Source organism: Duganella sp. AC917, from assembly GCF_979258245.1.
This window is the reverse complement of the sequence record NZ_OZ409848.1, coordinates 1,737,810-1,763,199: the sequence shown is the minus strand read 5'-3', so window position 1 is coordinate 1,763,199 and position 25,390 is coordinate 1,737,810. Positions and strand designations below refer to the sequence as shown.

General features: G+C 65.1%; 23 protein-coding genes. 10 read left to right on the top strand and 13 right to left on the bottom strand.

What is annotated here, in order from left to right; genetic code table 11:
* Positions 1-126: 126 nt before the first annotated feature.
* The 4 genes from ACZ0BA_RS07750 to ACZ0BA_RS07735 form a co-directional block, all read right to left on the bottom strand.
* The gene (locus ACZ0BA_RS07750; RefSeq protein WP_463450743.1) at positions 127-387 is read right to left on the bottom strand and encodes a hypothetical protein; all 261 of its coding nucleotides are present in this window, start codon (positions 385-387) and stop codon (positions 127-129) included.
* Positions 375-1,211 (bottom strand): DNA/RNA non-specific endonuclease, encoded by an 837-nt coding sequence (locus ACZ0BA_RS07745; RefSeq protein WP_463450742.1) that lies wholly within the window; start codon positions 1,209-1,211, stop codon positions 375-377. The genes ACZ0BA_RS07750 and ACZ0BA_RS07745 overlap by 13 nt, the downstream gene beginning before the upstream one ends.
* 206 nt (positions 1,212-1,417) lie before the next feature.
* Entirely contained in the window at positions 1,418-1,633 is a 216-nt protein-coding gene (locus ACZ0BA_RS07740) for a hypothetical protein (protein ID WP_463450741.1), read from the bottom strand.
* A gap of 107 nt (positions 1,634-1,740) precedes the next feature.
* On the bottom strand, positions 1,741-2,397 hold the full coding sequence (locus tag ACZ0BA_RS07735) for an HAD family hydrolase (protein ID WP_463450740.1): 657 nt from the start codon (positions 2,395-2,397) through the stop codon (positions 1,741-1,743).
* Between the two features lie 122 nt (positions 2,398-2,519).
* Here ACZ0BA_RS07735 and ACZ0BA_RS07730 point away from each other — a divergent pair, with 122 nt between their 5' ends.
* Positions 2,520-4,883: a diguanylate cyclase domain-containing protein gene (locus tag ACZ0BA_RS07730; RefSeq protein ID WP_463450739.1), complete on the top strand. Its 2,364-nt coding sequence runs from the start codon at positions 2,520-2,522 to the stop codon at positions 4,881-4,883.
* A gap of 15 nt (positions 4,884-4,898) precedes the next feature.
* Here the strand turns inward: ACZ0BA_RS07730 and ACZ0BA_RS07725 are convergent, their stop codons facing one another.
* Positions 4,899-5,867, bottom strand: coding sequence for an MBL fold metallo-hydrolase (locus ACZ0BA_RS07725; RefSeq protein ID WP_463450738.1), 969 nt, complete (start codon positions 5,865-5,867; stop codon positions 4,899-4,901).
* 258 nt (positions 5,868-6,125) lie between these two features.
* Here ACZ0BA_RS07725 and ACZ0BA_RS07720 point away from each other — a divergent pair, with 258 nt between their 5' ends.
* Complete coding sequence (locus tag ACZ0BA_RS07720; protein WP_463450737.1) at positions 6,126-7,415, top strand: NCS2 family permease; 1,290 nt, start codon at positions 6,126-6,128, stop codon at positions 7,413-7,415.
* On the opposite strand, the gene ACZ0BA_RS07715 is transcribed toward ACZ0BA_RS07720, so the two are convergent.
* Entirely contained in the window at positions 7,396-7,668 is a 273-nt protein-coding gene (locus tag ACZ0BA_RS07715; protein WP_463450736.1) for a hypothetical protein, read from the bottom strand. The genes ACZ0BA_RS07720 and ACZ0BA_RS07715 overlap by 20 nt on opposite strands.
* A 125-nt stretch (positions 7,669-7,793) precedes the next feature.
* Between ACZ0BA_RS07715 and ACZ0BA_RS07710 the strand changes: the two genes are divergently transcribed.
* Both ACZ0BA_RS07710 and ACZ0BA_RS07705 read left to right on the top strand, forming a co-directional pair.
* The gene (locus ACZ0BA_RS07710; RefSeq protein ID WP_463450735.1) at positions 7,794-8,252 is read left to right on the top strand and encodes an Lrp/AsnC family transcriptional regulator; all 459 of its coding nucleotides are present in this window, start codon (positions 7,794-7,796) and stop codon (positions 8,250-8,252) included.
* A 139-nt stretch (positions 8,253-8,391) separates the two neighbouring features.
* Positions 8,392-9,441, top strand: coding sequence for a GGDEF domain-containing protein (locus ACZ0BA_RS07705; RefSeq protein ID WP_463450734.1), 1,050 nt, complete (start codon positions 8,392-8,394; stop codon positions 9,439-9,441).
* Here ACZ0BA_RS07705 and ACZ0BA_RS07700 read toward each other — a convergent pair.
* Positions 9,405-10,433, bottom strand: a complete 1,029-nt coding sequence (locus ACZ0BA_RS07700) for an SDR family oxidoreductase (protein ID WP_463450733.1) — start codon at positions 10,431-10,433, stop codon at positions 9,405-9,407. The genes ACZ0BA_RS07705 and ACZ0BA_RS07700 overlap by 37 nt on opposite strands.
* Before the next feature lie 95 nt (positions 10,434-10,528).
* Between ACZ0BA_RS07700 and ACZ0BA_RS07695 the strand changes: the two genes are divergently transcribed.
* Positions 10,529-11,434 carry a LysR family transcriptional regulator gene (locus tag ACZ0BA_RS07695; protein WP_463450732.1) on the top strand — a complete coding sequence of 302 codons (906 nt, stop codon included), beginning with the start codon at positions 10,529-10,531 and terminating at the stop codon, positions 11,432-11,434.
* 20 nt (positions 11,435-11,454) lie between these two features.
* Here ACZ0BA_RS07695 and ACZ0BA_RS07690 read toward each other — a convergent pair whose 3' ends face one another.
* Positions 11,455-11,859 (bottom strand): hypothetical protein, encoded by a 405-nt coding sequence (locus ACZ0BA_RS07690; RefSeq protein WP_463450731.1) that lies wholly within the window; start codon positions 11,857-11,859, stop codon positions 11,455-11,457.
* A 155-nt stretch (positions 11,860-12,014) separates the two neighbouring features.
* Here ACZ0BA_RS07690 and ACZ0BA_RS07685 point away from each other — a divergent pair, with 155 nt between their 5' ends.
* Complete coding sequence (locus ACZ0BA_RS07685) at positions 12,015-12,764, top strand: DUF481 domain-containing protein (protein ID WP_463454722.1); 750 nt, start codon at positions 12,015-12,017, stop codon at positions 12,762-12,764.
* Positions 12,765-12,795: 31 nt separating this feature from the next.
* On the top strand, positions 12,796-14,007 hold the full coding sequence (gene purT, locus ACZ0BA_RS07680) for a formate-dependent phosphoribosylglycinamide formyltransferase (RefSeq protein WP_463450730.1): 1,212 nt from the start codon (positions 12,796-12,798) through the stop codon (positions 14,005-14,007).
* 54 nt (positions 14,008-14,061) lie between these two features.
* Here the strand turns inward: purT and ACZ0BA_RS07675 are convergent, their stop codons facing one another.
* The 4 genes from ACZ0BA_RS07675 to ACZ0BA_RS07660 are packed head-to-tail and all read right to left on the bottom strand — an operon-like array spanning position 14,062 to position 17,952.
* Positions 14,062-14,826 (bottom strand): LytR/AlgR family response regulator transcription factor, encoded by a 765-nt coding sequence (locus ACZ0BA_RS07675; RefSeq protein ID WP_463454721.1) that lies wholly within the window; start codon positions 14,824-14,826, stop codon positions 14,062-14,064.
* Positions 14,827-14,846: 20 nt separating this feature from the next.
* Positions 14,847-16,037: a sensor histidine kinase gene (locus ACZ0BA_RS07670; RefSeq protein ID WP_463450729.1), complete on the bottom strand. Its 1,191-nt coding sequence runs from the start codon at positions 16,035-16,037 to the stop codon at positions 14,847-14,849.
* The gene (locus tag ACZ0BA_RS07665) at positions 16,034-17,524 is read right to left on the bottom strand and encodes a carotenoid oxygenase family protein (RefSeq protein ID WP_463450728.1); all 1,491 of its coding nucleotides are present in this window, start codon (positions 17,522-17,524) and stop codon (positions 16,034-16,036) included. Before ACZ0BA_RS07665 ends, ACZ0BA_RS07670 begins: the two co-directional genes overlap by 4 nt.
* An 11-nt stretch (positions 17,525-17,535) precedes the next feature.
* A complete protein-coding gene (locus ACZ0BA_RS07660) occupies positions 17,536-17,952 on the bottom strand; it encodes a DUF2141 domain-containing protein (RefSeq protein ID WP_463450727.1) in 417 nt (138 codons plus the stop codon).
* 202 nt (positions 17,953-18,154) lie between these two features.
* On the opposite strand from ACZ0BA_RS07660, the gene ACZ0BA_RS07655 reads away from it, so the two are divergent.
* From ACZ0BA_RS07655 to ACZ0BA_RS07645, 3 genes are all read left to right on the top strand, one after another.
* Positions 18,155-21,934 carry a CHASE domain-containing protein gene (locus tag ACZ0BA_RS07655; RefSeq protein WP_463450726.1) on the top strand — a complete coding sequence of 1,260 codons (3,780 nt, stop codon included), beginning with the start codon at positions 18,155-18,157 and terminating at the stop codon, positions 21,932-21,934.
* Positions 21,935-22,199: 265 nt separating this feature from the next.
* Positions 22,200-23,450, top strand: coding sequence for a hypothetical protein (locus tag ACZ0BA_RS07650; RefSeq protein ID WP_463450725.1), 1,251 nt, complete (start codon positions 22,200-22,202; stop codon positions 23,448-23,450).
* Positions 23,451-23,460: 10 nt separating this feature from the next.
* Positions 23,461-23,871: a type 2 periplasmic-binding domain-containing protein gene (locus ACZ0BA_RS07645; protein ID WP_463450724.1), complete on the top strand. Its 411-nt coding sequence runs from the start codon at positions 23,461-23,463 to the stop codon at positions 23,869-23,871.
* Between the two features lie 78 nt (positions 23,872-23,949).
* Here the strand turns inward: ACZ0BA_RS07645 and ACZ0BA_RS07640 are convergent, their stop codons facing one another.
* Complete coding sequence (locus tag ACZ0BA_RS07640; RefSeq protein ID WP_463450723.1) at positions 23,950-25,332, bottom strand: MATE family efflux transporter; 1,383 nt, start codon at positions 25,330-25,332, stop codon at positions 23,950-23,952.
* Positions 25,333-25,390 lie beyond the last annotated feature (58 nt).

Here is a 25,390-nt window from a genome sequence, read left to right as displayed (position 1 = left end):
GTAGTTAGGGTTGCCTTATGGTAACACATGGTACCGGCGCCGGCGCCTGTCGCGCCGCGAAGAATGGTTGAATGTTGCAAATAAACCCATGGCGACGACTACGCCGCCATGGGCCGTCGCACTGGGTCATTCAAACGGGTTGCGCACAATCTGTCGCTGCGGTGCCGGCAACGTGGCCGGCAACGCCATGCCCTCCAGCCGCCCGACGATGTCGCCCAGCAGCTGGTGCAGCGCCCGCGCCTCGGCCAGCCCTGCCTGGTCGGCGGTCAGGTCGACGTCGCCGCTGAGGGTGATTCGGTCGACCCGGTTCTCGATCGTCAGCCGGCCGATGTGCAACACGTCCGACTCGTTCGCATACGGAATGAATTGATTGTTTAGTTTGCCCATTGCCGGCTCCTCTCCTTGCCTTTGCGCTGCCGCACATTGGGCAGCTGCAGCAGTTCGCGCTTGCGCTGCGCCGACAGCGACGGTAACAGATCGATGCCGATCCTGCTTTCCAGTTCGGCCACGCTGAGCGTCTCGTACTCGGCGTCGGCGCGGTTTTCGACAAAGAAAGCGGCGCCGGCGCGCTGGCGCGGGCTGTAGACCAGTTTATACAAGTGCGTCGGCACCAGCACGTTGCCGATCTTGCGCAGGTCGCGGCCGATGAAGGCCGGACCGGTGATCACATACAGATCGCCCTCCTTCTGCGCCAGCTTGCGCACCACGGCCTCGATACCGGCCCACAGATGACGATTGTTCTCGGCGTCCTGCGGCACCATGTTGGCCAGCGTGAAGCTATCGTGCTGGGCGCGCCGGTCCGGCATGTCGCCGTTCGGTGCCATGTGGCCGCGGTCGTAGCCGCTGCGGGCGTAGTCGTCGAGTTCGGCCCGGGCGCCGGGCGGCAAACGCGGTTCCGCGTGGAAGCTGTCCTCGCGCGACAACTGCTTGGCGGCGGCGATGTTGTCGGCGGTCAGGTGCTCGGCCGACCACAGCGGCGTGCGCGTGATTGCCGAATGCATCACGCCAAACACGTCGTAGCACAGCTCGGTGGTGGAGGCGCCCATCTTGGGGTTGCCGATCTGCGGCAAGCGACCGTCGACATAATGGACCGGACATTGGGTGCGGGGGGAATGGGACGCGCTGGCCTGCGCATTGGAAAACAGGCCCGACGTGGCGATCAGGCCGCAAGCGATGGCCGTCGCGGCCGCGCTTCGTTGCAACAAATTCATATTTCCCCAGGGGAGGATTTTGGAGGCGGCATTCTAGCCGAGCGCGGCCCAAAGAAAAAGGGCCGAACCCGTCAGGATTCGACCCTTTCCAAAACATCCACCCTACCAGAGGCTCGGTTTTATATTTCAATTACTGTAACACTGGTTGTCATTTTACATTGTTTTCGCCGCATTGGGTGAAAATATGACAACGCAAATGTACGCGGTCAGGACGCCTTGTTGCGGCGCGTGGTGTTGCGCCGGCGGTGGCCGGTTCCGGTGCGGCCGGGCGGTTGCTTGGTTTCGCCGGTCTCGGCACGCTGCTGGTTGACGATCCGCGCCGCCACCTCTTCCTCGCGGCCGGGGTAGCGTCCTTCCTGTTCGAATTGATGTTCCAGCTCCTTGTATTCGTGCTCGCGCTTGGGGCTTGCTCCTCGGGGCATGATGGACTCCTTTCTTCAGAACATGTTCAGTACCTACGCGGACCATGCTACTGAAAGGCCGTCGGCGATGTCGCACGCCTGCTACGCCGCGATTGCTGTTTCGCTTGTCAGCCTTCCGCCGACAACAGCAGTTCGATTTCCTTGTGTAACTCGGCCATCGTGTCGACCACCCGGTACGCCCCGGAAAAATGGTGGCCGCGCGTGAGCGCGTTGCGCAGGATGACGCAGCGGATGCCGGCCGCCATCGCCGCCTGCAGGCCGCGCGGCGAATCCTCGACCACCAAGGCGTCGGCCGCCGCCACGCCCAGGCGCTCCAGCCCCAGCAGATAAGGGTCCGGCGCCGGCTTGCTGTTGGCATAGGATTCATGCGTCAGCACGAATTCGAAGTGCCGCCGCAGCGGCAAACGCGCGTGGATGATATCGAAATGCTCGCGGATCGAACTGGTGACGACGCCCATGCGCACGCGCGGCGCCAGGCTCGCCAGCACCTCGGCGACGCCGTCGATGGCGGGAATGTGCTCCGACGCCAGCCGCAGCGCGTAGCGGGCGTTGCGCTGCGCGCGCCATGCATCCTGCTGCGACTCGCTCATGGCCGGCTCCAGCAAATGCCAGGCGCCGCAGTTGTCGGCCAGATACCAGTCGAAGAAGTGCTGCTCGCTGAGCTCCAGGCCAAGCGGCCTGAACAACTCTCGGTTGGCTTCGTAAAACAGCCTCTCGGTATCGACCAGCACACCGTCGTTGTCCCACAAAATTGCTTGAAGCATACTCCGCATCCCTTGTAAAGGCCGGCGAACGGCCGACCGATGGCCTGCGGCAGCGGCGATTGTACCCGCTGGCCTTGCCTGTCGGGGTATGCAATACTTGCCCAAACGCACTTAGGAGCGACATGACCGTTTTTGGACGACTTCCGCGCAGCCTCAAATTCCGCATGACCGGGGTGGTCGTGATGCTGGTGTTGGCCGCCACGATGACCGTGGCATGGGTCGCGCTGGTGCTCGCCGAGCGCGACATGAAAAGCGTCATCGGCGACCAGCAATACGCGCTGCTGTCGTCGGCCGCCGCCCAGGTCGACGCTCAATTCACGGCCCGCAAAGTATTGCTTGCCAGCCTGGCCGATACGCTGGCCGAGAGCGACAGCGCCAGCCCGGCCGCCATGCGGGCGTTCGTCGCCCGCCATCCGGTGGCGCGCGGGCGCTTCCTCAACCTGCATATCTATAACCGGCGCGGCGTGCTGCTCAACACCGAGGGCGACGGCGGCGTCTCCGCGCTGGACCCGGGCCAGGCCGCGCAGGCCTGGTTCGAGCGCACGCTGGCGGCCGGCAAGCCGGCGGTGTCGCCGCCTTTCAAGAGCATACTGACGGGCCGTCCGGCGATAATGATCGCCCATCCTGTGCCAGACGCCGACGGCCGCCCGCTGATGCTGCTGTGCGGCAGCATCGACCTGAGCAGCCCTTCGTTTGCCGAGCAGGTGGCCGCTCAGAAGCCGGGCAAGACCGGCTACACCTATATGATGACCGCAGACGGCGTGGTGCTGCACCACCCCAAGCCGGATCTCGTGCTCAAGCGCAACGACCAGCGCCCCGGCCACAGCGAAGCCACCGAGCTGGCGCTGACCGGTTTCGAGGGCTGGAAAGAAACGGTCGGCCGCGAAGGCAGGCCAGGCATCTACTCCTTCAAGCGGCTGCGCGCCACCGACTGGATCATCGGCGCCCGCTTCCCGATCGAGGAAGCGTTCGCGCCGATGATCGCCATGCGCAAAAAGGCCATGCTCGGCGCCGCCGTGTTTGCCGCGCTGGCGGGATTGATGGCGTGGCTATCGGTGCAGTGGATGCTGCGGCCACTGGGCCGCCTGCGCGGGCACATCGACGACATTCGCGGCGGCCGCGCCGGCATCGGCGTGCTGCAGCGCGGACGCGCCGACGAAATCGGCGCGCTGAGCGTGGCCTTCCACGAACTGATGGCCGAACGCGAGGCCGCGCAAACGGCGATACGCGACAGCGAATCGCTCATCAGCAGCATCCTCGAACGCGCGCCGGACGCCTTTGTCAGCTGCCAGGCCAACGGCATCATCACCAAGTGGAACGCCGCCGCCGAGCGCAGTTTCGGCTGGACGCGCGACGAGGCGATCGGCCGCGACATCGCCGAACTGATCGTCCCGCCGGCGCTGCGCGGCAAGCACGGCGCCGGCATGCGCAGCTTCGCCGATGGCCATGCCGGAGCGCTGATGAATTCGCGCGTCCGGGTGGCGGCCCTGCACAAGGACGGCAGCGAGGTGCCGGTGGAGCTGTCGCTCGGCGCGCTGCGCCACGACGGCGCCTACTACGCCACCGCCTTCCTGCACGATGTCACCGAGCGGGTGGCCTACGAGCGCAAGATCGCCGCCAGCGAAAAGCGCCTGCGCACGCTGGCCGACAACCTGCCTGTGCTGATCTCCTACCTGGACCACGCCCGCACCTTCCAGTTCCTCAACGCCACCTTCCTGCACTGGTTCGGCATCGATCCGGTCAAGATGATCGGCCGCCATCTGGTCGAAGCGGTCGGCAACACCCAGTACGCGCTGGCGCAACCGCACCTGGACCGCGCCTACGCGGGCCACAACGCCACCTACGAGCACACCGCCAGGATCGAGGGCGGCGAACACGCGCTCGAGACCACGTTCGTGCCGGAGCTGAATGGCGACGGCGCCGTCGTCGGCATCTACTCGCTGACCCACGACACCACCCGCATGAAGGAGATCGAGCAACGCCTGACGCAGCTGGCGCGCATCGACACGCTGACCGGCATCGCCAACCGCCGCATGTTCGAAGAGATACTGCAGTTGGCGATCGTGCGCGCCCGGCGCAACCGCGTGCCGCTGGCGCTGGCCTACCTCGACATCGACCACTTCAAGGCCATCAACGATACGCGCGGCCACGGCGCCGGGGACGACGTGCTCAAGGAGTTCGCGGCCCGCCTGGCGGCCAACGTGCGCGCCTCGGACACCGTCGCCCGCGTCGCCGGCGACGAATTCATCATCATCTTCGAACAGGTGGCGCACATCGAGGAGGCGGCGCGGCTGGCGCTCAAGATCGTCGAGGCGATCCGCCAACCGTTCGCCGTGGCGGACACGCACATCGCGGTCACCACCAGCATCGGCCTGGCGCTGCACCAGGGCGAAGGCGAATCGGCCGCCGAACTGGTGGCGCGCGCCGACAGCGCGCTGTACGCCGCCAAGCGCAACGGCCGCGACGGCTACGCGATCGCCGACTAAACCGTCATCGGCACGTTACAGGTCGATTTCCATGCCGTCGTAGGCCGACACCACCTCCAGCGGCGTCTCGCCGGTGGCGGCGGCGTACCGTCGGGTTTCGGCCAGCACGCCGGAGATGCGCGCGTCGTCGTACACCGGCTCGTGGTGGAACAGGCATAAGGTGCGCACGCCGGCCAGCCGGCACAACTCCACGCCCACCGAGCCGCTCGAATGTCCCCAATCGGCCTTGGCCGAGACGCACTCCGCCAGCGAATACATGGCATCGAAGATCACGAGATCGGCGTCGCGGAAGAACTCCACAAAGGCCGCGCGGCCGGCGGCGTCGTCGAGCTTGTGCTCGGAATCGGTGCTATAGACCATGGCCAGCCCGTCGCGCTCGAGCCGGTAGCCGTACGAGTCGCCGTGATGCAGCTGGCGCTTGGCCGTCACCATGACATCCTTTACCAACACCGGCACGCCCGGCTCCATGCGCACGAATTCGATGCTGGCCGCCAGCTGGTCGAAGCCGACCGGGAAGCTGATCGGGTCCTGCTGGCGGCGGAAGGCCGCCTCCAGCTCGGCGTGGCAGCCGTAGATAATGATGCGGTTACCGGGAATATACGCCGGCGTAAAAAACGGGAAGCCCATGATGTGATCCCAATGGAGATGGGACATGAACACATGGTAGGTCTGCGGCTTGGCCGGGCCGTAGCGCGCCAGCTTGGCGCCGGCCAGCGGCCGCGCGCCGGAGCCCAGATCCAGGATGATATGGTCGCTGGTGGCCGCCGGGTCCCAGGCCTCGACTTCGACGCAGCTCGAATTGCCGCCATAGGTGCCGCGCACGTCGAAATCAAGTTCGTTGTCGACGTACGCCGCCACCTTTCCGGGCGTATCGAGATCGCGGCCGATCGCCCCCTCCAGCGCCGAGACCAGCTTGGCGCGGATGTGCTTGTGGTTCAGCGCCACCGGCAGCGAGCCGCGCGCGCCCCAGATGCGGGCTTTCATGAAGCGAATTCCATGGTGGTGGGATGGTCCCGTGCAGGTAAGACGCCCTGTGAAAGGCAGATTCAGCGACGCCGCCGTGACATTGAAGCAACCAGTCGTATCAAACAGGCAGCAGATTTTGCATTTTGACACTTCTGTGTACATAATGCAATGTATTTTGGCAACGCGCATTTGTAACAGCATTACGACCGCCTGCGATACCCGGCGCGGGGCGGCTCCGTGCTATTCTTCGCCCTCTCCGCGCTACCCCCATTCGCCATGTCACTTAACCACTTCTTCAAGCTTGCCGAACACGGCACCAACATCCGCACCGAGGTGGTCGCCGGCGTCACCACCTTCCTGACGATGGCTTATATTATCTTCGTCAATCCCGCCATCCTGGGCGACGCCGGACTGCCGAAAGACGCGGTGTTCGTCGCCACCTGCCTGGCGGCCGCGCTGGGCACGCTGATCATGGGTCTGTACGCCAACTACCCGATCGGCATGGCGCCGGGCATGGGCTTGAACGCCTACTTCGCCTACGCCGTGGTGCTCGGCATGGGCGTGCCGTGGCAGACCGCGCTGGGCGCGGTGTTCATCTCCGGCTGCCTGTTCATCATCGTCAGCGTGTTCAAGGTGCGCGAACATATCGTCAACGGTATTCCGCAGTCGCTGCGGGTGGCTATCACCGTCGGCCTTGGTTTGTTCCTGGCGCTGATCGCCATGAAAAGCGCCGGCCTGGTGGTGGCCAATCCGGAAACGCTGGTCACCGTCGGCGACATGCACAATCCGCATACGCTAATGGCCATCTTCGGCTTCCTGCTGATCGTCACGCTGGACCGTCTGCGCGTGCCGGGCGCGCTGTTGATCGGCATCGTCGCCGTCACGGTGCTGAGCTTTTTCTTCGGCGGGAATACGTTCAAGGGCTTCATGTCGCTGCCGCCGTCGATCGCGCCGACGCTGTTCCACTTCGACCTTGCCGGCGCCATCTCGATGGGATTGTTCAACGTGGTGCTGGTGTTCTTCCTGGTCGAGCTGTTCGACGCCACCGGCACCCTGATGGGCGTGGCCAGCCGCGCCGGCCTGCTGGTCAACGGCAAAATGGAACGCCTCAACAAGGCGCTGCTGGCCGACAGCTGCGCCATCGTGGCCGGCTCGGTGCTGGGCACCTCCAGCACCACTGCCTACCTGGAAAGCGCGGCCGGCGTGCAGGCCGGCGGGCGCACCGGCCTCACCGCGCTGGTGGTTGCGCTGCTGTTCCTGGCGGCGCTGTTCTTCGCCCCGATCGCCGGCGTGGTGCCGGCCTACGCCACCGCGCCGGCGCTGCTGTTCGTCGCCTGCCTAATGCTGCGCGACCTGGTCGACGTCGACTGGAGCGACACCACTGAAAGCGTGCCGGCGGCGATCACTGCGCTGGTGATCCCGTTCACGTACTCGATCGCCCATGGCATCGCCTTCGGCTTCATCACCTACGCCGGCCTCAAGCTGCTCACCGGCCAGGCGCGCCAGGTCAAGCCGGTGGTCTGGGTCATCGCCATCGTGTTCCTGATCAAATACAGCTTGACGTAGGGGTCGGCAACGGCAGCTCGCGTACGGCCTGGACGCCGATCACGTTGTGCAGGCGCATGCGGCATAGCACCAGCGGATCCTCTTCCGGCGCGGCCAGGCGCAGATGCACTTCCAGACCGTGCACGCCGGTCGTCGTGCGCAGTCCGCGCAACTCGATGCCGAGCCGGCGGACCACGGCTAGCGCCGCCTCCAGCGTGGCGATGGGCGCATCCGGTTCGATGCTAAAACGGTAGTTTTTCTGTGCAGTATTCATACCATCAGAATATCCCGGGTTGCACAAAATAGGCTTCCTGAATTGTCAGGGATTGACCTATTTTGAAGAAGATTGTCCTGTCCTGTGTAGTATCCTTGGGATATTCATCTTCTCCGGAGCGACCCATGGAAATCGACGAACTCGACCGACGCATCCTGCGCGAACTGCGCCAGGACGGTCGCCTGAGCAACACCAAACTGGCCGAAAAGGTCGGCCTGTCCACCACGCCATGCTGGAACCGCGTCCGGGCGCTGGAGGAAAGCGGCATGATCGAGGGCTACACGGCGCTGCTGAGCCAGACCGCGCTGGGCTACCCGGACACCGTCATCATCGAGGTCACGCTGGACCGCCACGACGACGACATCTTCGACAAGTTCGGCCAGGCGCTGGCCGAACTGCCCGAGGTGATGGAGGCGTATCTGCTGACCGGCGAGTACGACTACCTGATCAAGGTGGCGGTGGCCGGGACGGCTGGCTATGAAGAGTTCCTGCGCCGGAAACTGTACAAGCTGCCGGGGTTGCGCCACAGCCGTTCGACCTTCGTGCTGCGCTGCCTGAAGCGCACGTATTCGGTCGCGCCATGAGTCCGTTTTTAGCTAAGTTGCATTTTGGTAATTGTTGATAAGTTTTTGCAAGTTCCTTTATTTTGCTGACATTTACACGAGAATCACTATTTTTTCCCGGCTACAAGATTTATACTCTTGGGAAATTAATGCGTATCTCATGCGAAAACTTTTTGCCTTTACCTACTTCATCGGCGAGCCGGAACAGCAACGACAATTTTTTGTCGAGGGCCGTCCGGTCGTCATACTGACCCAGGCCTTCGGACTAATCGCCTGGCTGTGCGCGATTGCCCTGCTATTCGGCTCGAACGGCGACGGCCATCTGAACGTACTACTGGGCACGCCCGGTATGCTGGCCAGTCTGCTCCTGACCTTCCGCGCCCGGTCGCTGCGACAATTGATCTTCAGCGGCGTGCTTGGCGCCGTGACCACCGCCATCGCGTTCCGGCTATTCGTGGACCGGACCGAGCACCCGGTATTCTGGGTGCTGCCGATCGGCATCGCCATGGCGCTGGCCTCGGCGCCCGTGTTTAGCGGGCTGATGAACTACGTCGCCACGGTCGTCGCCATCTGGCTGGTGCTCGGCGCCGGCCATTTCCCGGGCCAACTCGGCCAGCTCGACTTCAACCTGGCGCTGGTGGCCATCGGCGGCAGCCTGTGCATCGGTGTCTATCTCAACGTCTATTTTCTGACTTTGCGGGTTGGCAATTACCGCGCCCGCGAGGAGCTAACGGTGCTGGCCTTCAAGGATAGCGTCACCGGCTTGAACAACCGGCGCAAGTTCACCCTGGACGCCCGCGCCGCCCAGCAAAGCGACGGTCCGCTGCACTTCCTGATGATCGACATCGACGACTTCAAGAAGATCAACGACACGCTCGGCCACGACGCGGGCGACGAAGTGCTGAAACGAACCGCCGCCGTCATCGGCCGGCTCTCGGCCGACCACCTGTGCGGACGGCTCGGCGGCGAAGAGTTCGGCGTCGTCTTCCACGGCGACGCGGCCGAAGCATGCGTGTTCGCCGGGCGGCTGCTGGACGAAGTGCGGGCGGCCTGCGTGCCCGCGCGAACGATCAGCATCGGCATCGCCGAATTCGACAAGCAGGCCGACCTCTCGGTCAGCTACCACCATGCCGACCGGGCGCTGTACGCGGCCAAGCATGCCGGCAAAAACCGTTACGTCATGGCTGCCGACCGGCGCGAGGCGGCCTGACCGCGATCCGCCGTCGCGCCACCCTCTTCCTGGTTTTCCAGGCAACCCAGTCCAATCAGCGTGGCGCGCATCGCCGTATCGAGCGGCGTATGCGGCTCGCTGCCCAGCACCGCACGCAGCCGCGCATTCGACATCCGCACCGGCTGCCGCCACAGATAGCGCATCTCCCGCAATTCGCGCAGCACCGGCACGAACGGTGATGCCAGGGTTAGCAGCCACCAAGGAACGGCGCTCACTTTCAGTTCCGGCTTGCCGGCTGCGCGCGCGATGGCCGCCACCATTTGCGTGCCGTCCGGGTCCCAGTGGCCTTGCATGTGATAGGTCGCGAAGGCAGGCAGCGCGTCGCCCTTCTCCACCAGCCGTACCATAGTCTCGGCGACGTCGGGCAGATACGCCCATTGATGGCCGACGCCGGGGCTGGACGGATTGCTGATCGCGGTCACCGGTTTGCCCGGCTTGATCAGGCCTTGCGCCAGCCAGCTGTTTCCCGCTTTCGGCCCAAAGAAGTCGCCGGCGCGGACGATCAGGGTGCGCACGCCATCGGCGGCTGCGTCCCGCAGGCGCTGCTCCAGCGCGACGCGGATCGCGCCTTTGCGGGTGACGGGATGCTGCGGCGAGTCCTCGCGCACATCGGGAAAGGCGTCGGGGCCATAGTTGTATACGGTCCCCGGCAGCAGGATGCGTGCGCCGCACGCACGGGCGGCGGCGATGGTGTTGTCTATCATCGGCAGCACCAGCGAGCCCCAGTTGCGGTAGCCCGGTGGATTGACCGCGTGCACAATCAGCGACGCTCCCTGTGCGGCGCCAACGACATCGTCGCGTTCCATCGCGTCGCCGGACAGCCATTCGATGCCGTCGCCGCTGGCCGCCACCCGTTCCGGCGCGCGGTGCAACGCCTTTACCTTCCAGCCTTGCGCCACCAGCAGGCGGGCCACTTCGCCGCCGATGCCGCCCGTGGCGCCCAGTACCAACGCGGTTTTCGTTTGTTCCATGCCGTTCTCCCAATTGATTGTCGATGGAGTCAGTGTGGACCGGATCGCGCTAAAAGAAAATTACCGAAACTTGAATAGTCGCTATACAATTTCGTATGACTACAAGCGAACCGAATTGGGATTTGTACCGCTCCTTCCTTGCCGTGATGCGTGAAGGCTCCTTGTCCGGCGCCGCGCGCGAACTCGGTTTGACCCAGCCCACCGTGGGCAGGCATATCGAGACGCTGGAGCAGGCGCTGGGCCTATCGCTGTTCACCCGTTCGCAGGCGGGCCTGATCGCCACCGACGACGCTCGCGCGCTGCGGCCGCACGCGGAGACGCTGGCCTCGGCCTCCACGGCGCTGCTGCGTGCCGCCTCCGCTCTGGGGCGCGACGACGGCGAAATCCACGGAACGGTTCGCGTCACCGCCAGCGAAGTGATAGGTGTGGAGGTACTGCCGCCGATACTGGCGCGTTTGAGGGCCGATCATCCGGGCATCGGGATCGAACTGTCGATCTCCAACCGCGTCGAAGATTTACTCAAAGGTGACGCCGACATCGCGGTGCGCATGCAGCGTCCGCAACAGGATGTGCTGATCGCCCGGCGCATCGGCGATATCGAGGTGGGATTCCACGCAAGGCGGGATTATATTGAACGGCACGGGACGCCGCGCGACTGGAAGGAGCTGGATCGCCACGCATTGATCGGCGTCGCTACGGAGAACGCCTTCACGCGCAAGCTTCGCCCCAACCTGTCGGAGCTGGACGCCAGCGACTACGCGCTGCGCAGCGACAGCGACCTGGTGCACCTGGCGGCGATCCGCGCGGGTCTGGGCATCGGCATTTGCCAGGTGCGGCTGGCGCTGCGCGATCCCGCGCTGGTGCGCGTGCTGCCTGAGCTTTTGAGTATAAAGCTCGACACCTGGCTGGCGATGCATGGAAACCTGCGCGCCAATCCCGCCTGCGCCACCGCGTTCGCGGCGCTGTCGGACGGTTTGCTCAGCTACGCCACCGACAGCTGATCGCTGTTAGCTGACAGACTTCAGCGGGACGCCATGCGACCCTGGCGGCGCAATTCGTCTTGCATCTGCAGCGTGCTGCGGGCCGCCTGCAAGGTCACGGCATCGGTGCCCCCGGTCTTGCGCATGATCGGGCGTGGCAGATCGGCCCAGCGGCTGCGCGGCAGATTGGCGCCGCTCTGGACGACGGGGACGACCCGCTCGACACCACTGTTGATGATGATGCCATCGGCGCCGGTGTCGCTGACGGCGGCGTCGTCGTTGGCAACGCGGCTACCCTGCGGGCAATCGGCATCGGTCAGCAACACGGCGCCTTGCGGATCGACACAGCGGTTGATGCCGGCGGTTGCGAACGAGGTGGCGGATGCGGTGGCGGCGAACAGGCCGGCGCACAGCAGCATTTTTGTCAATTTCAGCGATGTCTTCATGATGGTAACCCCGTTCAGCGAATGGACGAATGATCCTCCGTTGCACCGCCCCGTTCTGTACGGAACCACACGCAATTGGTGTCGGGTACAATAGCGCCTTCTTCAGTACACGACGACGCACCGCCGGCAACGCCCGGCAACGCCCTCCCATGCCTATGAAACCATTGCTGTTTGTACCCGCGCTAGCGCTCTCCCTCACCTGCGGTCATGCCGCCGCAGTCGATCTGGACCCGCCTTACGGCTGGAGCACCTCCGCCGAATTGGGCGCGATTTCCACCTCCGGTAACACGGTCGGCACTTCTGTTACCGGCAAGATAGATTCCAAGCAGGAACTTCCCGACTGGAGCAACGAGTACGTCGCAACCGGCTATTTCAAGGACGAGCAGATCACCAATGCCGACGGCGAAAAAGTGCGCGAGCGCTCGGCGCAGCGTTATTCGCTGTCGGCCAAGGCGGCGTATAAGCTGATGCAGGACCGCGACCGGCTGTTCGCGCTGGCCACGCACGTCGACGACAGGTTCGGCGCCTACATCCGCTACTCGACGATCGGCGTCGGTTACGGCACCCAGATCTATCAGTCCGAGACCAAGACGCTGGACGTGGAAATCGGTCCGGGTTACTTCCGCGGCGCACGCGACACCGGCGAAACCGAAAACGGCATGACCATCCGTGGCGCCGGCAACTTCAGATGGCGCCTGAGCGAAAACGCCCTGTTCCAGCAAACGCTGATGGTCGAACGCGGCACCTCGAACACCCACTCGGAAGCGGAAACCTCGCTGCGCACCAAAATCAACAACACCATGCAATTGAAGGCCGCGTTCAGCGTCCGCAGCGACACCAACGTGCCGGACGATAAAAAGAACACCGACACGCAGACCTCCGTGACGCTGGTCTACTCTTTCTGACGCCTTTATTCTTCTATTTTCTGAACCAACCATGAACACTCCACGCATCCTCGGCACGCCGCTGTCCCCCTCCGCCACCAAAGTCATGCTGCTCGGCTCGGGCGAACTAGGCAAGGAAGTCATCATCGCGCTGCAGCGACTGGGCGTGGAAGTGATCGCGGTCGACCGCTATCCGAACGCGCCAGGCCACCAGGTCGCGCACCGCGCCCACGTCATCAACATGACCGACGGCGCCGCGCTGGCCGCGCTGATCGAGCAGGAAAAGCCGGACCTGATCGTGCCGGAGATCGAAGCCATCGCCACCGACACGCTGGCCGCGCTGGAGCAAGCCGGTAAAATCACCTGCATCCCGACCGCGCGCGCGGCGCAGCTGACGATGAACCGCGAAGGCATTCGCTGCCTGGCCGCCGAGACGCTCGGCCTGGCGACGTCGCCGTACCGCTTCGCCAGCAGCCTGGCGGAACTGGAGGCGGCCACCGCCGCCATCGGCTTCCCTTGCGTGATCAAACCGGTCATGTCGTCGTCCGGCAAAGGCCAGTCGAAAATCGACAGCGCCGCCGAAGTCAAGGCCGCGTGGGACTATGCCGCCGCCGGCAGCCGGGTCGACTCCGGCCGCGTCATCGTCGAGGGCTTCATCGACTTCGACTACGAGATCACGCTGCTGACGGTGCGCTCGATCGGCGCCGACGGCCAGGTGGAAACGCAGTTCTGCGATCCGATCGGCCACGTGCAGGTGCAAGGCGATTACGTCGAATCGTGGCAGCCGTGCCGCATGGACCCGGTGGCGCTGGAACGCGCGCGCGACATCGCCGGCAAGGTGACGGGTGATTTGGGCGGCCTTGGCCTGTTCGGCGTCGAGCTGTTCGTCAAGGACGATATGGTGTGGTTCTCGGAAGTGAGCCCGCGCCCGCACGACACCGGCATGGTCACCATGGCGACCCAGGTGCAAAGCGAATTCGAACTGCACGCCAAGGCGATCCTCGGACTGCCGGTCAATGTCGCGCTCAAGGCGCCGGGCGCCTCGGCCGTGATCTACGGGCAGCACGAAGCGGCCGGCATCGCGTTCGAGGGCGTGGCCGAAGCGTTGCGCGTCCCGGGCAGCGACATCCGCCTGTTCGGCAAGCCGGAATCGTTCGCACGCCGCCGCATGGGCGTGGCGCTGGCGACGGCGGACGACGTTGACACGGCCCGCGCGCGCGCCAAGGAAGCTGCGGCAAAGGTAAAGCCGGTAATCGCCAAGTAAATACGTTGGGCGGATTACACTACGTTGATCCGCCCAACGTGTTTCAGACGCCGGTTACATCTGCCTGAACAAATCCACGTAATTCCGGCTGACCACCAGTTGTTCGTCACGCCCCTTTAGCTGCACCATCAACCGTCCCCGAAAATCCTGCCGCGTGCCTGCCACATGGCGTGCCGCGACGATCACGCTGCGGTGTATCTGCCAGAACTGCCGTTCGTCGAGCTGCTCGCGCAATTTGCTGATCGGCGTGCGTATCAGGCTCTCGCCATCGGCCAGCATCACGCTGGTGTACTTGTCATTGCTCTGAAAGTAGATGACCTCGTCGATCGAGATCAAGCGCGTTTGATCGCCCTGCGAAGCGCGTATCCATTGCAGCGGCTCGGCCGCCACCACGGGAGCGGCCACCTGCGCCGCGCCACCCAACTGGGCCAGCAACGCCTGCAAAGCGGCCGCCGTCACGCCGCCGGCGGCCGGCGTCTCGCGCCTGGCCTGCAACGCAGCCTTCAGCTTCGCCACCGTTTTCGTCAGCCGATCCAGGCTGGCCGGCTTCAACAAATAGTCCACCGCCGAATGCTCGAAAGCCTCCACCGCATACTGGTCGAAAGCGGTGACGAACACGATGTGCGGCGGCTTGCGCCCCTCCACCAACCGCGCCGCCACATCAAGCCCGGTCATGCCCGGCATGCGGATATCCAGGAACACCACATCGGGTGCCTGCTCGTCGATCAGGCGCAGCGCATCGAGTCCGTTGGCAGCTTTGGCCACCACCCGCAGTTCGGGCCAAACGGTGTTGAGTTGTCCCTCCAGATAATCGCGCAGGTGCGCCTCGTCGTCTGCTATCAGGGCGTGGAAGGTATCGATGTCGGACTCGCATTCAAAGGCAGCATCAGGCGCACCGTCATGCCGCAAGGTTGATTTTCCAGTAATTCTACCCGAGCCGCGCCGCCGTACAAACTAGCCAGCCGCTCGCGCAGGTTGCTCAGGCCAACGCCGCCGCCGGGCTTGCGCGACCCTGTCGCCGCACCGGCCAGGCCAACGCCGGTATCGCTGATCTCCACGCACACGCGATCCCCAACGGCGCGCGCGCCGATGACAATCTCGCCGCCCTCCACTTTCGGCTCCAGCCCGTGACTGATCGCGTTCTCCACCACCGGCTGCAGCAGCATCGGCGCGATCACGAAGCCGCGCAGCGCATCCGGCAGGTCGATGCGGTAGCGCAGCCGCTCGCCCATGCGCACCGCCAGCACATCCAGATACGCCGCCAGCAGGGCCGCCTCGCTGGCCAGCGTCGCGTGGTCGCCCCGGCTGGCCGCAAGGCTGGCGCGCAGGTAGTCGATGAAGCGCTCCAGCATATGCTGCGCGCGTGACGGCTGCGTGCCGATCAGGCCAACCACATTGGCCAGCGTGTTGTACAGGAAGTGCGGCTCGATCTGCGCCTGCAAGGCACGCAGGCGCGCTTCGGCCAGCAGCCGCTGGCTGGAGGCGATCAACTCATTGTTGCGCGCCGTCGCCATCGCCTGCTGCAATCGTATCTCCCCGCTCCGATGAACCAGATACATGAAGCATGCGACAAATACCGCCGTCGCCAGCGAATACAACCACACGCCGCGTTGCGCCCACACCAGCAGGGGATTGGTCCCGTTCAGCAGCACATTGCCCAGGCCTATACCGAGCGGCACGCTGGCCGACATCAGCGCCACATAGAACAGCATGCGCCGTGGGCCGCGCAGGCGGGCCACCCAGCCATCAAGCAAGCGATTGAGCACCAGCATGCCGCCGTAGACCATCGCACCGATCAGGTTCGAGATGACCAGCGTGCCGGGAAATTCACTGCGCAACGCTGCATCGCTCGCGCCGCCGGCCTTGTCGACCGCCGTCAGCGCCAGCGCCACCAGGCAGCTGAAGATGATCGTGTAGAGCGCATTGCGGGGCACCGAGGATGGCCAGCGCCGGAAAACCGGAATGACTTCGAGCGGATGCGCGATCGGTGGCGGCCTGCGGCCGGTGGTGGTGTCGTGTGGTGTATTCATGTCGCCAGAAAGTTACCATGAAAGCAAACCGGCGCGCGATAAGACAATCGCGCCAGCGCCCTTGGACCTGCTTTGATGTTGTGCGCATCGAACACCGTCAGCACGGTCTGGCCGCGCCGTGTGTCCTGCGCCACCCCGACCAGATAGCCGTCGGTCTCCGAACGCGCCCCGCGCCGGGGCACCAGCACATGCTCCTCAAGGTGCCATCCGGCGCCGAAGGCATAGCTATCGGCCTTGCCGCTGTCGGTGTCGATCAGATTGACGGTATTCAGGATCAGATCCTTGCCGACGCCGTCGGCGCCGAGCACCGCCAGCTTGCGGTGGCGCGTGGACACCACCTGCGGCGCCACGCGCGGGAATTCGCTCACACCGAACAAGCGCGCCTCGCGCGCCTGGCCGCTGGCATAGTCCAGGGTGATGTGCACCGTGGCGCTGCGGTCCTCGCGGTATTCGCGCATTTCTCCGCCCATCGGCAAGGCCGGATCGGGCAGGATATCGCCTTCGTGCAGCACTGCGTCCAGCCGGGTGCAGGCACCGTCCTCAAACGCGTTCCCGAGATGGAAAATGGAACGGGCGGGCAGCTCGAACACCTGGCGCAGTTCCAGCGTGTTCTTGTCGATGACGACCGCGCGCAGCGGCCGATCGGCGCCGTCCCAGCGCAGGCGCTCGGCCAGACTGAGACCGGCATCGGCGTCCATCGCGTACGGCGGCACCAGGAAAATCAAATGGCGGCCGCTGACGACGAAGTCATGCACCATGTTCAATTGCGGCACCGGCACGATGGCGGTGCGCGTCACCTCGCCGCCGGCATTCAGGCGATAGATGACCAGCCGGTCGGCGCCCGGCGCGTTGCCGAAGTTCCAAAGCCCGCCGTCAGGATCGATTTTCGGATGGGCGGAGAAAGGCATCGCCTTCAGATCGGCGCGCCAGGTCTTGACGCCGCGGGTGGCCAGCGTCTGCGGATCGAGCTCGATCGCCGAGCCGCCCTCCCACAATGCGTACACGGCGCCGTTGAACGGCAGCAGATTGGTGTTGGCGACGTTGACGCTGTCATTGTTTTTCACTGCCCGCCGGTCGATATGGGTGCCAAATGCCGGATACAGAAAGCGTCCCGCCCTGGCCTCCTCGTCGAATTTTTTGGTCAACACGAAACGGCCACAGTGAGCGACCTTGCCGCCGTCGATCTGCCAGCGCTGCGCAAAGCCGTCGCCGTCGAACCAATGGTGATAGCGTTCGCCGCCCAACTCGAAACGTCCCGGCCCGTTACGGAAGAACACCCCGTTCAGGTCCGTCGGCATGCTGCCCCGCACCACCGCCTCGCCGGCCAGCTCGCCACTGGCATCGGCGTAAAACGACAGGCGCGGATCGCGCTCCAGCGCCTGGTGGAAGCGGCGGGAGGTCTCGCTGTCTGCGCGCGAGGCGCCGGCGGACAGACCAAGTGCGGCCAGGGCCGCGCCACGGGAAAGGAATTGACGGCGTTGGTTCATCGTGTCCCCCATCAGCGCAGGTTGACGCCAACGGTGACGCCGCCGGCGGGCAGTTCGAAGCGCGCGTCCTGGAAGCTGGGCGCGCTGCGCTTGCCCATGGCGTTGTTGCTGAAGGCGTAGTCCTCGACCGGTATGCCGACCGCGTTGACATCCATTTTGCCGTTGTTGTTTGCATCGTGATAGATCGCGAACGCGTACTCGCCGGCCGGCAGCTCTTTGATCTCCAGCTTGACCGTGCCCGCCGTCGCGGGAGCCATCACCGCACGATAGGGCTTGGCGCGGAAGGTGTCGGCGGTGTTGTACAGGGCTACCATCACCTGTCCCTCGGCGTTGGCGACACCATCGACAGCGATGGTGAGGTCGGCGGCGCAGGCGGCGCTGGCAGAAAACAGGAAGGCGAGAAAGGCTGTCGCGGTGTGGCATGTCATATCGGGCTCCGTTGGCTATGGAATGGCAGGTGGTGAGGACTCCACTGTAGCCAGACGCGATCGGCGTCGGGCGCCGCTGCGACGAACAGCACGATCGCGGCGCGAAATGCGTGCCAACGGCGCGAAATGTTGAAACCCGGCGCAAACCGGTCGCAATACGATATAGTGACCGGGTGCCACTGATAATTCACCACATGCCGCCATGCGCGTAGGTCACGATAAGGATTCCCCTGCCGCATCCGAGCGCTCCCTGTTCTCCGCCTGGACCGGGGAGGAGGGAACGCCGAACACCCCGAAACGGCTGCTTGGGCTGGGGTTGCTGGCACTTTGTTACGCGCTGGTGGCCCGCGCCAGCCTGCTGCTGGCATTCGCGAACACCAACGCCACCCCCGTCTGGCCGCCATCCGGCATCGCCTTTGCCGCCATCCTGTTGATCGGGTATCGTGCATGGCCGGCTATCATGCTGGGAGCCTTCGCCGCCAACCTCGCCACCTTCCACGCCAACGGCCTGGCCCTGAGTGGCACCCTGGCGCTGGCCTCGGGCGCCATCGCCGCCGGTAATACCCTCGAGGCGCTGGCTGGCGCCTGGCTGATAAGCCGCTACGCCGACGTCACCCAGCCGATAGGGCAGCTGCAGAACGTGTACAAGTTCGCGCTGATCGCGATGATCATGTGCCTGGTGAGCGCCGGCATCGGCACCACCACCCTGCTGCTTTTCGGTCTGACCAGCGCCAACGCCTACGCCACCGTCATGCTGACCTGGTGGGTCGGCGACACCGCCGGCGTGCTGCTGGTGACGCCGGCCATCATTGTTTGGCTGGTCGATCGATCGAGGCCGTTGGGTTGGCGCGCCGCGCCGGAGCTGGTGCTGTCGCTGACGGCGGTGCTTGCGCTGATCGCCATTGTCTTTTTCCGCGCCTACTCGCCGGGCGACCATCTCGGCTGGCTGCCCTATCTCTTCGTCCTGTGCGTGGCCTGGGCGGCCTATCGCTATGGCCTGCGCGGCGCCAGCGCCGTCTACATGTGCGCCGCCGCCGGCGCGGTGCTGGGCACCGTCAACGGCCTCGGTCCGTTCGCCTCCGGCACCCTCAACGACGCGCTGATCTCGCTCGACAGCTTTATCGTGTTGTGCTGCCTGATTGGACTGGTGCTGAGCGCCGACGCCAGCGAACGGCAACGGCTGCGGACGACCGTCCAGGAGCACAGCGCCACGCAATGGGCGACGCTGCTGGTGGGGGTGGGCCTGACGGTGCTGGTGTGGCATCTGGTGGCGGTCGACACCGAGCGGCGCGCGCGAGAACGGTTCAACGCCGAGGCTGACGAAATCGCCCAGAACATCGTCCAGCGCATGAATCTTTACGAGTCGGGACTGCGCGGCGCCCAGGCGCTGTTCAAGGCCCAGCAGGAACCCACGCGCGCGCAGTGGCGCGACTTCGCCGCCGGCCTTGACCTGGCAAACAACTTCCCTGGCGTGATGGGGCTGGGCTACGCCGTGTTCCTGCGTCACGACCAGCGCGCCGCATTGGAGCGGCAAGTGCGCCAGGAGGGCTATCCGGAGTTTCGTATCTGGTCGCTTAATCCCGCCGACGCCGCGCAGCCGCCGCCGGCGACCGCGCCGGTGTACTACCTCGAGCCTTTCGACGAGCGCAATCGCCGCGCCTTCGGTTACGATATGTACTCGGAACCGATCCGCAAGGCCGCGCTGCGCAACGCCGCGCGCTCGGGCATGCCGGCGCTGAGCGCCAAGGTGGAACTGGTGCAGAGCGCGCGCGAAGGTCACAAGCCGGGTTTTCTGATGTACTTCCCGGTCTACCGCCAACAGGCCCGATTATCCCCGGACGCGACGCCGGAGCAGCGCATGGCGGCGCTGCAAGGGTACGCCTACAGTCCAATCCTGGCCGAGGAACTGATGCACAATCTGCTCGGCCCCGGGTCGGACAACCGCCCGGACAACCACGCCGACACGCACGCTATCCGGCTGGAGATCTTCGACGGCGACGAAGTCGACTCCAGGGCCAGGCTTTACGCCAGCGCCGCCGACCGCACCGAAAACGACCGGCGGCATTACCCCAATCCCTTCATCCGCGAGTTGCCGCTCGAGCTGCTGCAGCACCGCTGGACGCTGCGTTTCACATCGCTGCCTGCCTTCGAACGCTCCATCGATCGCCAGAAATCGCATATCGTGCTGCTGGCCGGCGTCATCATCAGCCTGTTGTTCTTCGGCGTGGTGCGGGCGCTGACGGCGCGCCACGTCTACGCCACCGCGCTGGCGCGGCAAATGACCGGCGCGCTGCGCGAGTCGGAAAGCTCGCTGATCGCAGCGCGCGACCTGGCCGAAGCGGCCAGCCGCGCGAAGACCGAGTTTGTGGCCAACATGAGCCACGAGATCCGCACCCCGCTCAACGCCGTGCTGGGGATGACGCATTTATTGAACAATACGCCGCTCACGCCCGAACAGCAAAGGTACCTCGAGATGATACGCAGCTCGGGCAACTCGCTGCTCGGCATTCTCAACGACGTGCTGGACTTCTCCAAGATCGAAGCGGGCCGCATGGAGCTGTCGCCGGCGCCGTTCCAACTGGGCGCCGTGCTGGAGGCGCTGGCCAACATCATGACCGTCAACGGCGGCGAGAAGGACCTGGAGCTGGCAATCGGCATCGAGCCCGGCGTGCCGCAGGCGCTGGTCGGCGACGGCCACCGGCTGCAGCAGGTCCTCGTCAACCTGGTCGGCAACGCCATCAAGTTCACCGAGAAGGGTTCGGTGGCATTGCTGGTGGAGCTGGCGCCCGTCGCCAACGGCACACCGGCGGGATCCTCAGCCATGCTGCGCTTCACTGTCAGCGACAGCGGCATCGGCATCCAGGCCGACAGCCTGGCGCAATTGTTCGCGCCTTTTTCCCAGGCCGACGCCTCGATGACGCGCCGCTTCGGCGGCACCGGACTGGGACTGGCGATCTCGCGCCGCATTGCCGCGTTGATGGGCGGCGCGATCGAGGTGCGCAGCACGCCGGGCGTCGGCAGCGAGTTCGTGCTGACGGTGCCGATGCTGCGCGCCGACGCGTCCACGCCCGACGAAGCGGTCGGCGCGCGGGCGCCGCATCTGCTGGTGGTCGACGATCACCCGCTCAGCGCCCGCTATCTGTGCAAGACGATCCGCGCGCAAGGCTGGCGCTGCGACTGCGCCGGCTCGGGCGAGCAGGCGCTGACATTGCTGCGCGGGTCGCAGGGCCGCTATGACGCCGTTCTGCTGAACTGGAACATGCCAGGCATGGATGGCCTGACAGCGATGGAGGCGATACGCGCGGCATCCACTGACGCGCCGCCCATTGTCCTGATGGTCAGCGCCTTCGGCCAGGGCAAGCTGCTGCACACCGACGGCGCGCAAAGCGCCGACGCGGTGCTGCTTAAACCCGTCACCGGCCAGCGCCTGCACGATACCGTGCGGCTGGCGCGCGCGGCCCGCCAGGCATCGGCGACGGACCGGGGGGATGCAGGTGCGACGGCGGCGCCGGGTTCCGCGCCATCCACCGAATCGGCAGCGACGACGGCGCCCTCTGCCGCCACGGCGCCGGCGCCCGGCCTGCGCATCGACGGCGCGCGTATTCTGCTAGTGGAGGACAATCCGATCAATCAGCTGGTCGCCAAAAGCATGCTCGATTATGCCGGCGCTACCATCGACACAGTCGACAACGGCCGTGCCGCCGTCGATCTGCTGCGCACCGAATCGCAGCGCTACGATCTGGTGCTGATGGACGTGCAGATGCCCGAGATGGACGGCTTCGAGGCGACCGGCCTGATTCGCTCGGAACTGAAGCTCACGCTCCCGGTGCTGGCGATGACGGCCGGCGTGATGGCTTCGGAGCGCGAGCAGTGCATCGCGTCGGGCATGAACGACTTCATCGCCAAGCCGATCGACGTCGAAGAAATGCTGCGCGCGATCCAGCGCCACTTGCCCGCGCAGCCGCACGACGGCGATCGCTGACATTCCCCGGCATGGCGGCCAAATATGTGTCTTGCGCGGCCGCCGGCCAGCCCGGCGAACTACATGAAAAATCGCGGACATGGCGTAGGAAAGCTTGCCGTTTCCGTCACAGGATCACGATCCCATATCGCTAGTCGTTGCCTGTGAACAACGTATTTGTGACATTTTCGTACAAATCTGCCCCACATCAATGCCTTCCGGGCCACACTAAAAAAGACGACAGGGACGACCAATACGTCCAGGCGCAACCACCGGAGGGTACACAATGAATCGAACCAAGCTCGCAAACCGCACCTTAGCCGCCAACCCGGCATTCACGCCCGCGATCCAGTCGCTGATGGCACTGGCGATCCTTGGCGCTTTCTGCGCCACGGCCTACGCGCAGGACACCTTGCCGATCACCGTCAGCGGTTTCGGCACCGGCGCGTTGACCCGGACAGACACCGACCAAGCCGAGTTTTCGCGCCTGAACCAGGCCAGCGGCGCCGCGAAGCACTGGCGCACCGGCGTCGATTCCAACCTGGGATTGCAAGTCACTGGAAAATTAAGCGAGACTATTTCGTTCACCGCGCAAGGACTGGTGCGCAAGTACGGCGACGAGGACAGCTACGGCGCCGAGCTGACCTGGGCCTTCGCCAAGTTCAAGGTCAACGACGATTTCTCCGTGCGCCTGGGGCGCGTCGGCCTGCCGGTTTATATGATCTCGGACGTGCGCAACGTCGGCTACGCCAACACCATGCTGCGCCCGCCGACGGAAGTCTATCGCCAGGTACCGTTCGACAGCGCCGACGGCGGCGACATCACCTACCAGCACGCGTTCGGCGACAGCACCATCACCGCGCAATTCGGCATCGGCAGGGCCAAAGTGCGGCTGGAGGATGGCGTGGGGGTCGACTTCAAACCGGCCATGGCGGCGCAGGTGCTACTGGAGAACGGCCCCTTCACCTACCGCCTCGGCCACTCGCGCACCAAGCTGACCATCAACGACAGCCCCAACGTCCGGACGCTCAACACCGCATTCACGGCGCTGAACATGGGCGGCATCCTGGCGCAGATTCCGTCGCGCGACGTCACCGGCACGTTCAACTCCGCCGGCATCAGCATGGACTACCGCAACATCATCGGTATGGCCGAATTCGCGAAGCGCAAAACCGACACCCGTCTGGTGCACGACACCACGTCCTGGTATGTGATGCTGGGCTACCGCTGGGACAAATTCGTGCCGTTCGTGATGCACGGCGACGTGAAACAGGACAGCATACGCAGCTTCTCGACGCTGCCGACCACCGGTCCGTTGGCACCGCTGACGGCTGGCGCCAACAGTGCGCTCAAGGCGGGTCTGCAATCGAGCACCGCGATCGGCCTGCGCTGGGACTTCTACAAATCGGCGGCGTTCAAGGTGCAGATGGATCGCGTCAAGACGCGTGACGGCGACGGCTACTTCGTCAACCCCAAGCCTGGCTTTGCGGGCAGCACGGTGAATGTCTATGCGGCCGCCATCGATTTCGTCTTCTGAGGAGAACCATATGAAAACGACTATCGGCAAGTTGCTGCTGGCGGCGGGCATTTGTGCTTTCGCCGCGCCGTCCTTCGCGGCGGAGATCGTGGTGATCGTCAATCCGAAGAACCCGGCCACGCGCATGTTCAGCGAGCAGGCGGGCCAGTTCTTCCTCGGTAAATCGAGCCTGTTCACGCCTGTCGAACACACCGACGGCGCGCTGCGCAACGAGTTCTATAAAAAGGTGCTGGACAAGGATGCGACGCAGGTCAAGGCCATCTGGTCGAAGCTGGTCTTCACCGGCAAGGCCAGCGCGCCCAAGGAATATGCCTCCAGCGCCGAGGTGAAAAAGGCCGTGGCGTCGGACCCCGCCGCCATCGGCTACATCGAGAAGTCGCAAGTGGACGACACCGTGAAGGTGATCCTCACCGTGCAGTAAAACGGTGCGCCGAACAAGGTGCACAAAACAAGGTCCGGCCCAGACGCCCGCCGATCGAACCGATCTCCGGGCGTTTTTTCATCCTTCGACCACGATCATTGGCCGCAACCGTTTGCGCGAGGCCCGCGCGTGCGGCACCCAGGCGTGGGTTTGCCAACGGCGCCACATGATCAAGCCGCGTATCCATTCATCGGCGACATAGGCGATCCACACGCCTACCAGCCCCCAGCCCATCACCACGCCCAGCACCCAGCTGCCGCCGGCCAGTACCAGCAGCATCGACAAGGCCCCTGCCATCACCGGAAAACGGGCATCGCCGGCCGCGCGCAAGGCGTTGATCACCACCAGGTTGAAAGTGCGGCCCGGTTCGAGCAGCACCGTGATCCACAACAGCGTGATGCCGGCGTCGATGATGTGCTGGTCCTGCGTGAACCAGCCGAGCAACCAGCGGCCGGCCAGCGCGGCGGCCGCGGCGATCGCCACGCACGCCACCAGCCCGATTTTGAGCGCGCGCCGCACCACGGCGTGCGCCTCGCGCAGGTCGCCCGCGCCGATCAGGTATCCAACCACGATTTCCACCGCCAGCCCGGTGGCGATGCTGAACATCATCACGCCCCCCATCAACTGCAGAACGTAGGCCTGGGTGGCGAGCGAGGTGGCGCCCAGTTGCGCCGCCGTCGCGACACTGAACATGAACGCGAGTCGGTAAGCGATGTTCTCGGCCGCGCCGGGCAGGCCGATATGCAGCACCGCCGCCAGTTCGCGGCGCGGCAGGCGCCACCAGTCGCTGGCCACCATGGTCACGCCGAGGTGGATGCGCCACAGCCACAGATGCAGCGACAGGCCGATGGCGCGGCTTACCGCCAGCGCCGCCGCGAACCCGGGCAGCCCCATGGCGGGCAGCGGTCCCCAGCCGTACATCAACGGGATGGCCAGCGCCAGATGGCTGGCGTGCATGGCGATCAGCACGAGCAGCGTGTCGCGCGTGCGCAAGTGGGCCCGCATCACGCTGGCCATCGAGGCGTTCCAGGCGTCGAACAGCAGCGACGGCGCCAGCGCCATCAACAGCGGCGCGGCCAGCGGGAAGACCTCCGGCGGCGCGTTGAGCAGATGTAGCAGGCCGCCGGCGCCCAACAGCGCGGCCAGCGAGGCGACCGCGCCGACCCAGGTGCTGGCGCCGACCACCGCGCGGGCCACCTTGTCGGCGGCGTCACGCTGGCCGCCGCCGAGATTTTGCGTCACCACCACGCTGACGCCGGCGCCGATGATGCGGAACAGGATGAACAACGTGGCCGATACCTGGCTGGCGATCGCGAAGGCGCCGCCTGCGGCGTCCGAGATGCGCGAGGCCAGCGCGGTGCCGACCACGCCGGCGCCTATCGCCAATCCCAGTTCGACCAGCAGCGGCCATGCCAGGTTGAACATGGGCGGGGTGCCGGAGGCGGATTTGGGAGCGGACATGGGCGGGGCGTCGAGGTTAAGGTGGGCTTAACCTGTTAGCTTACAGCAATATCCTCCA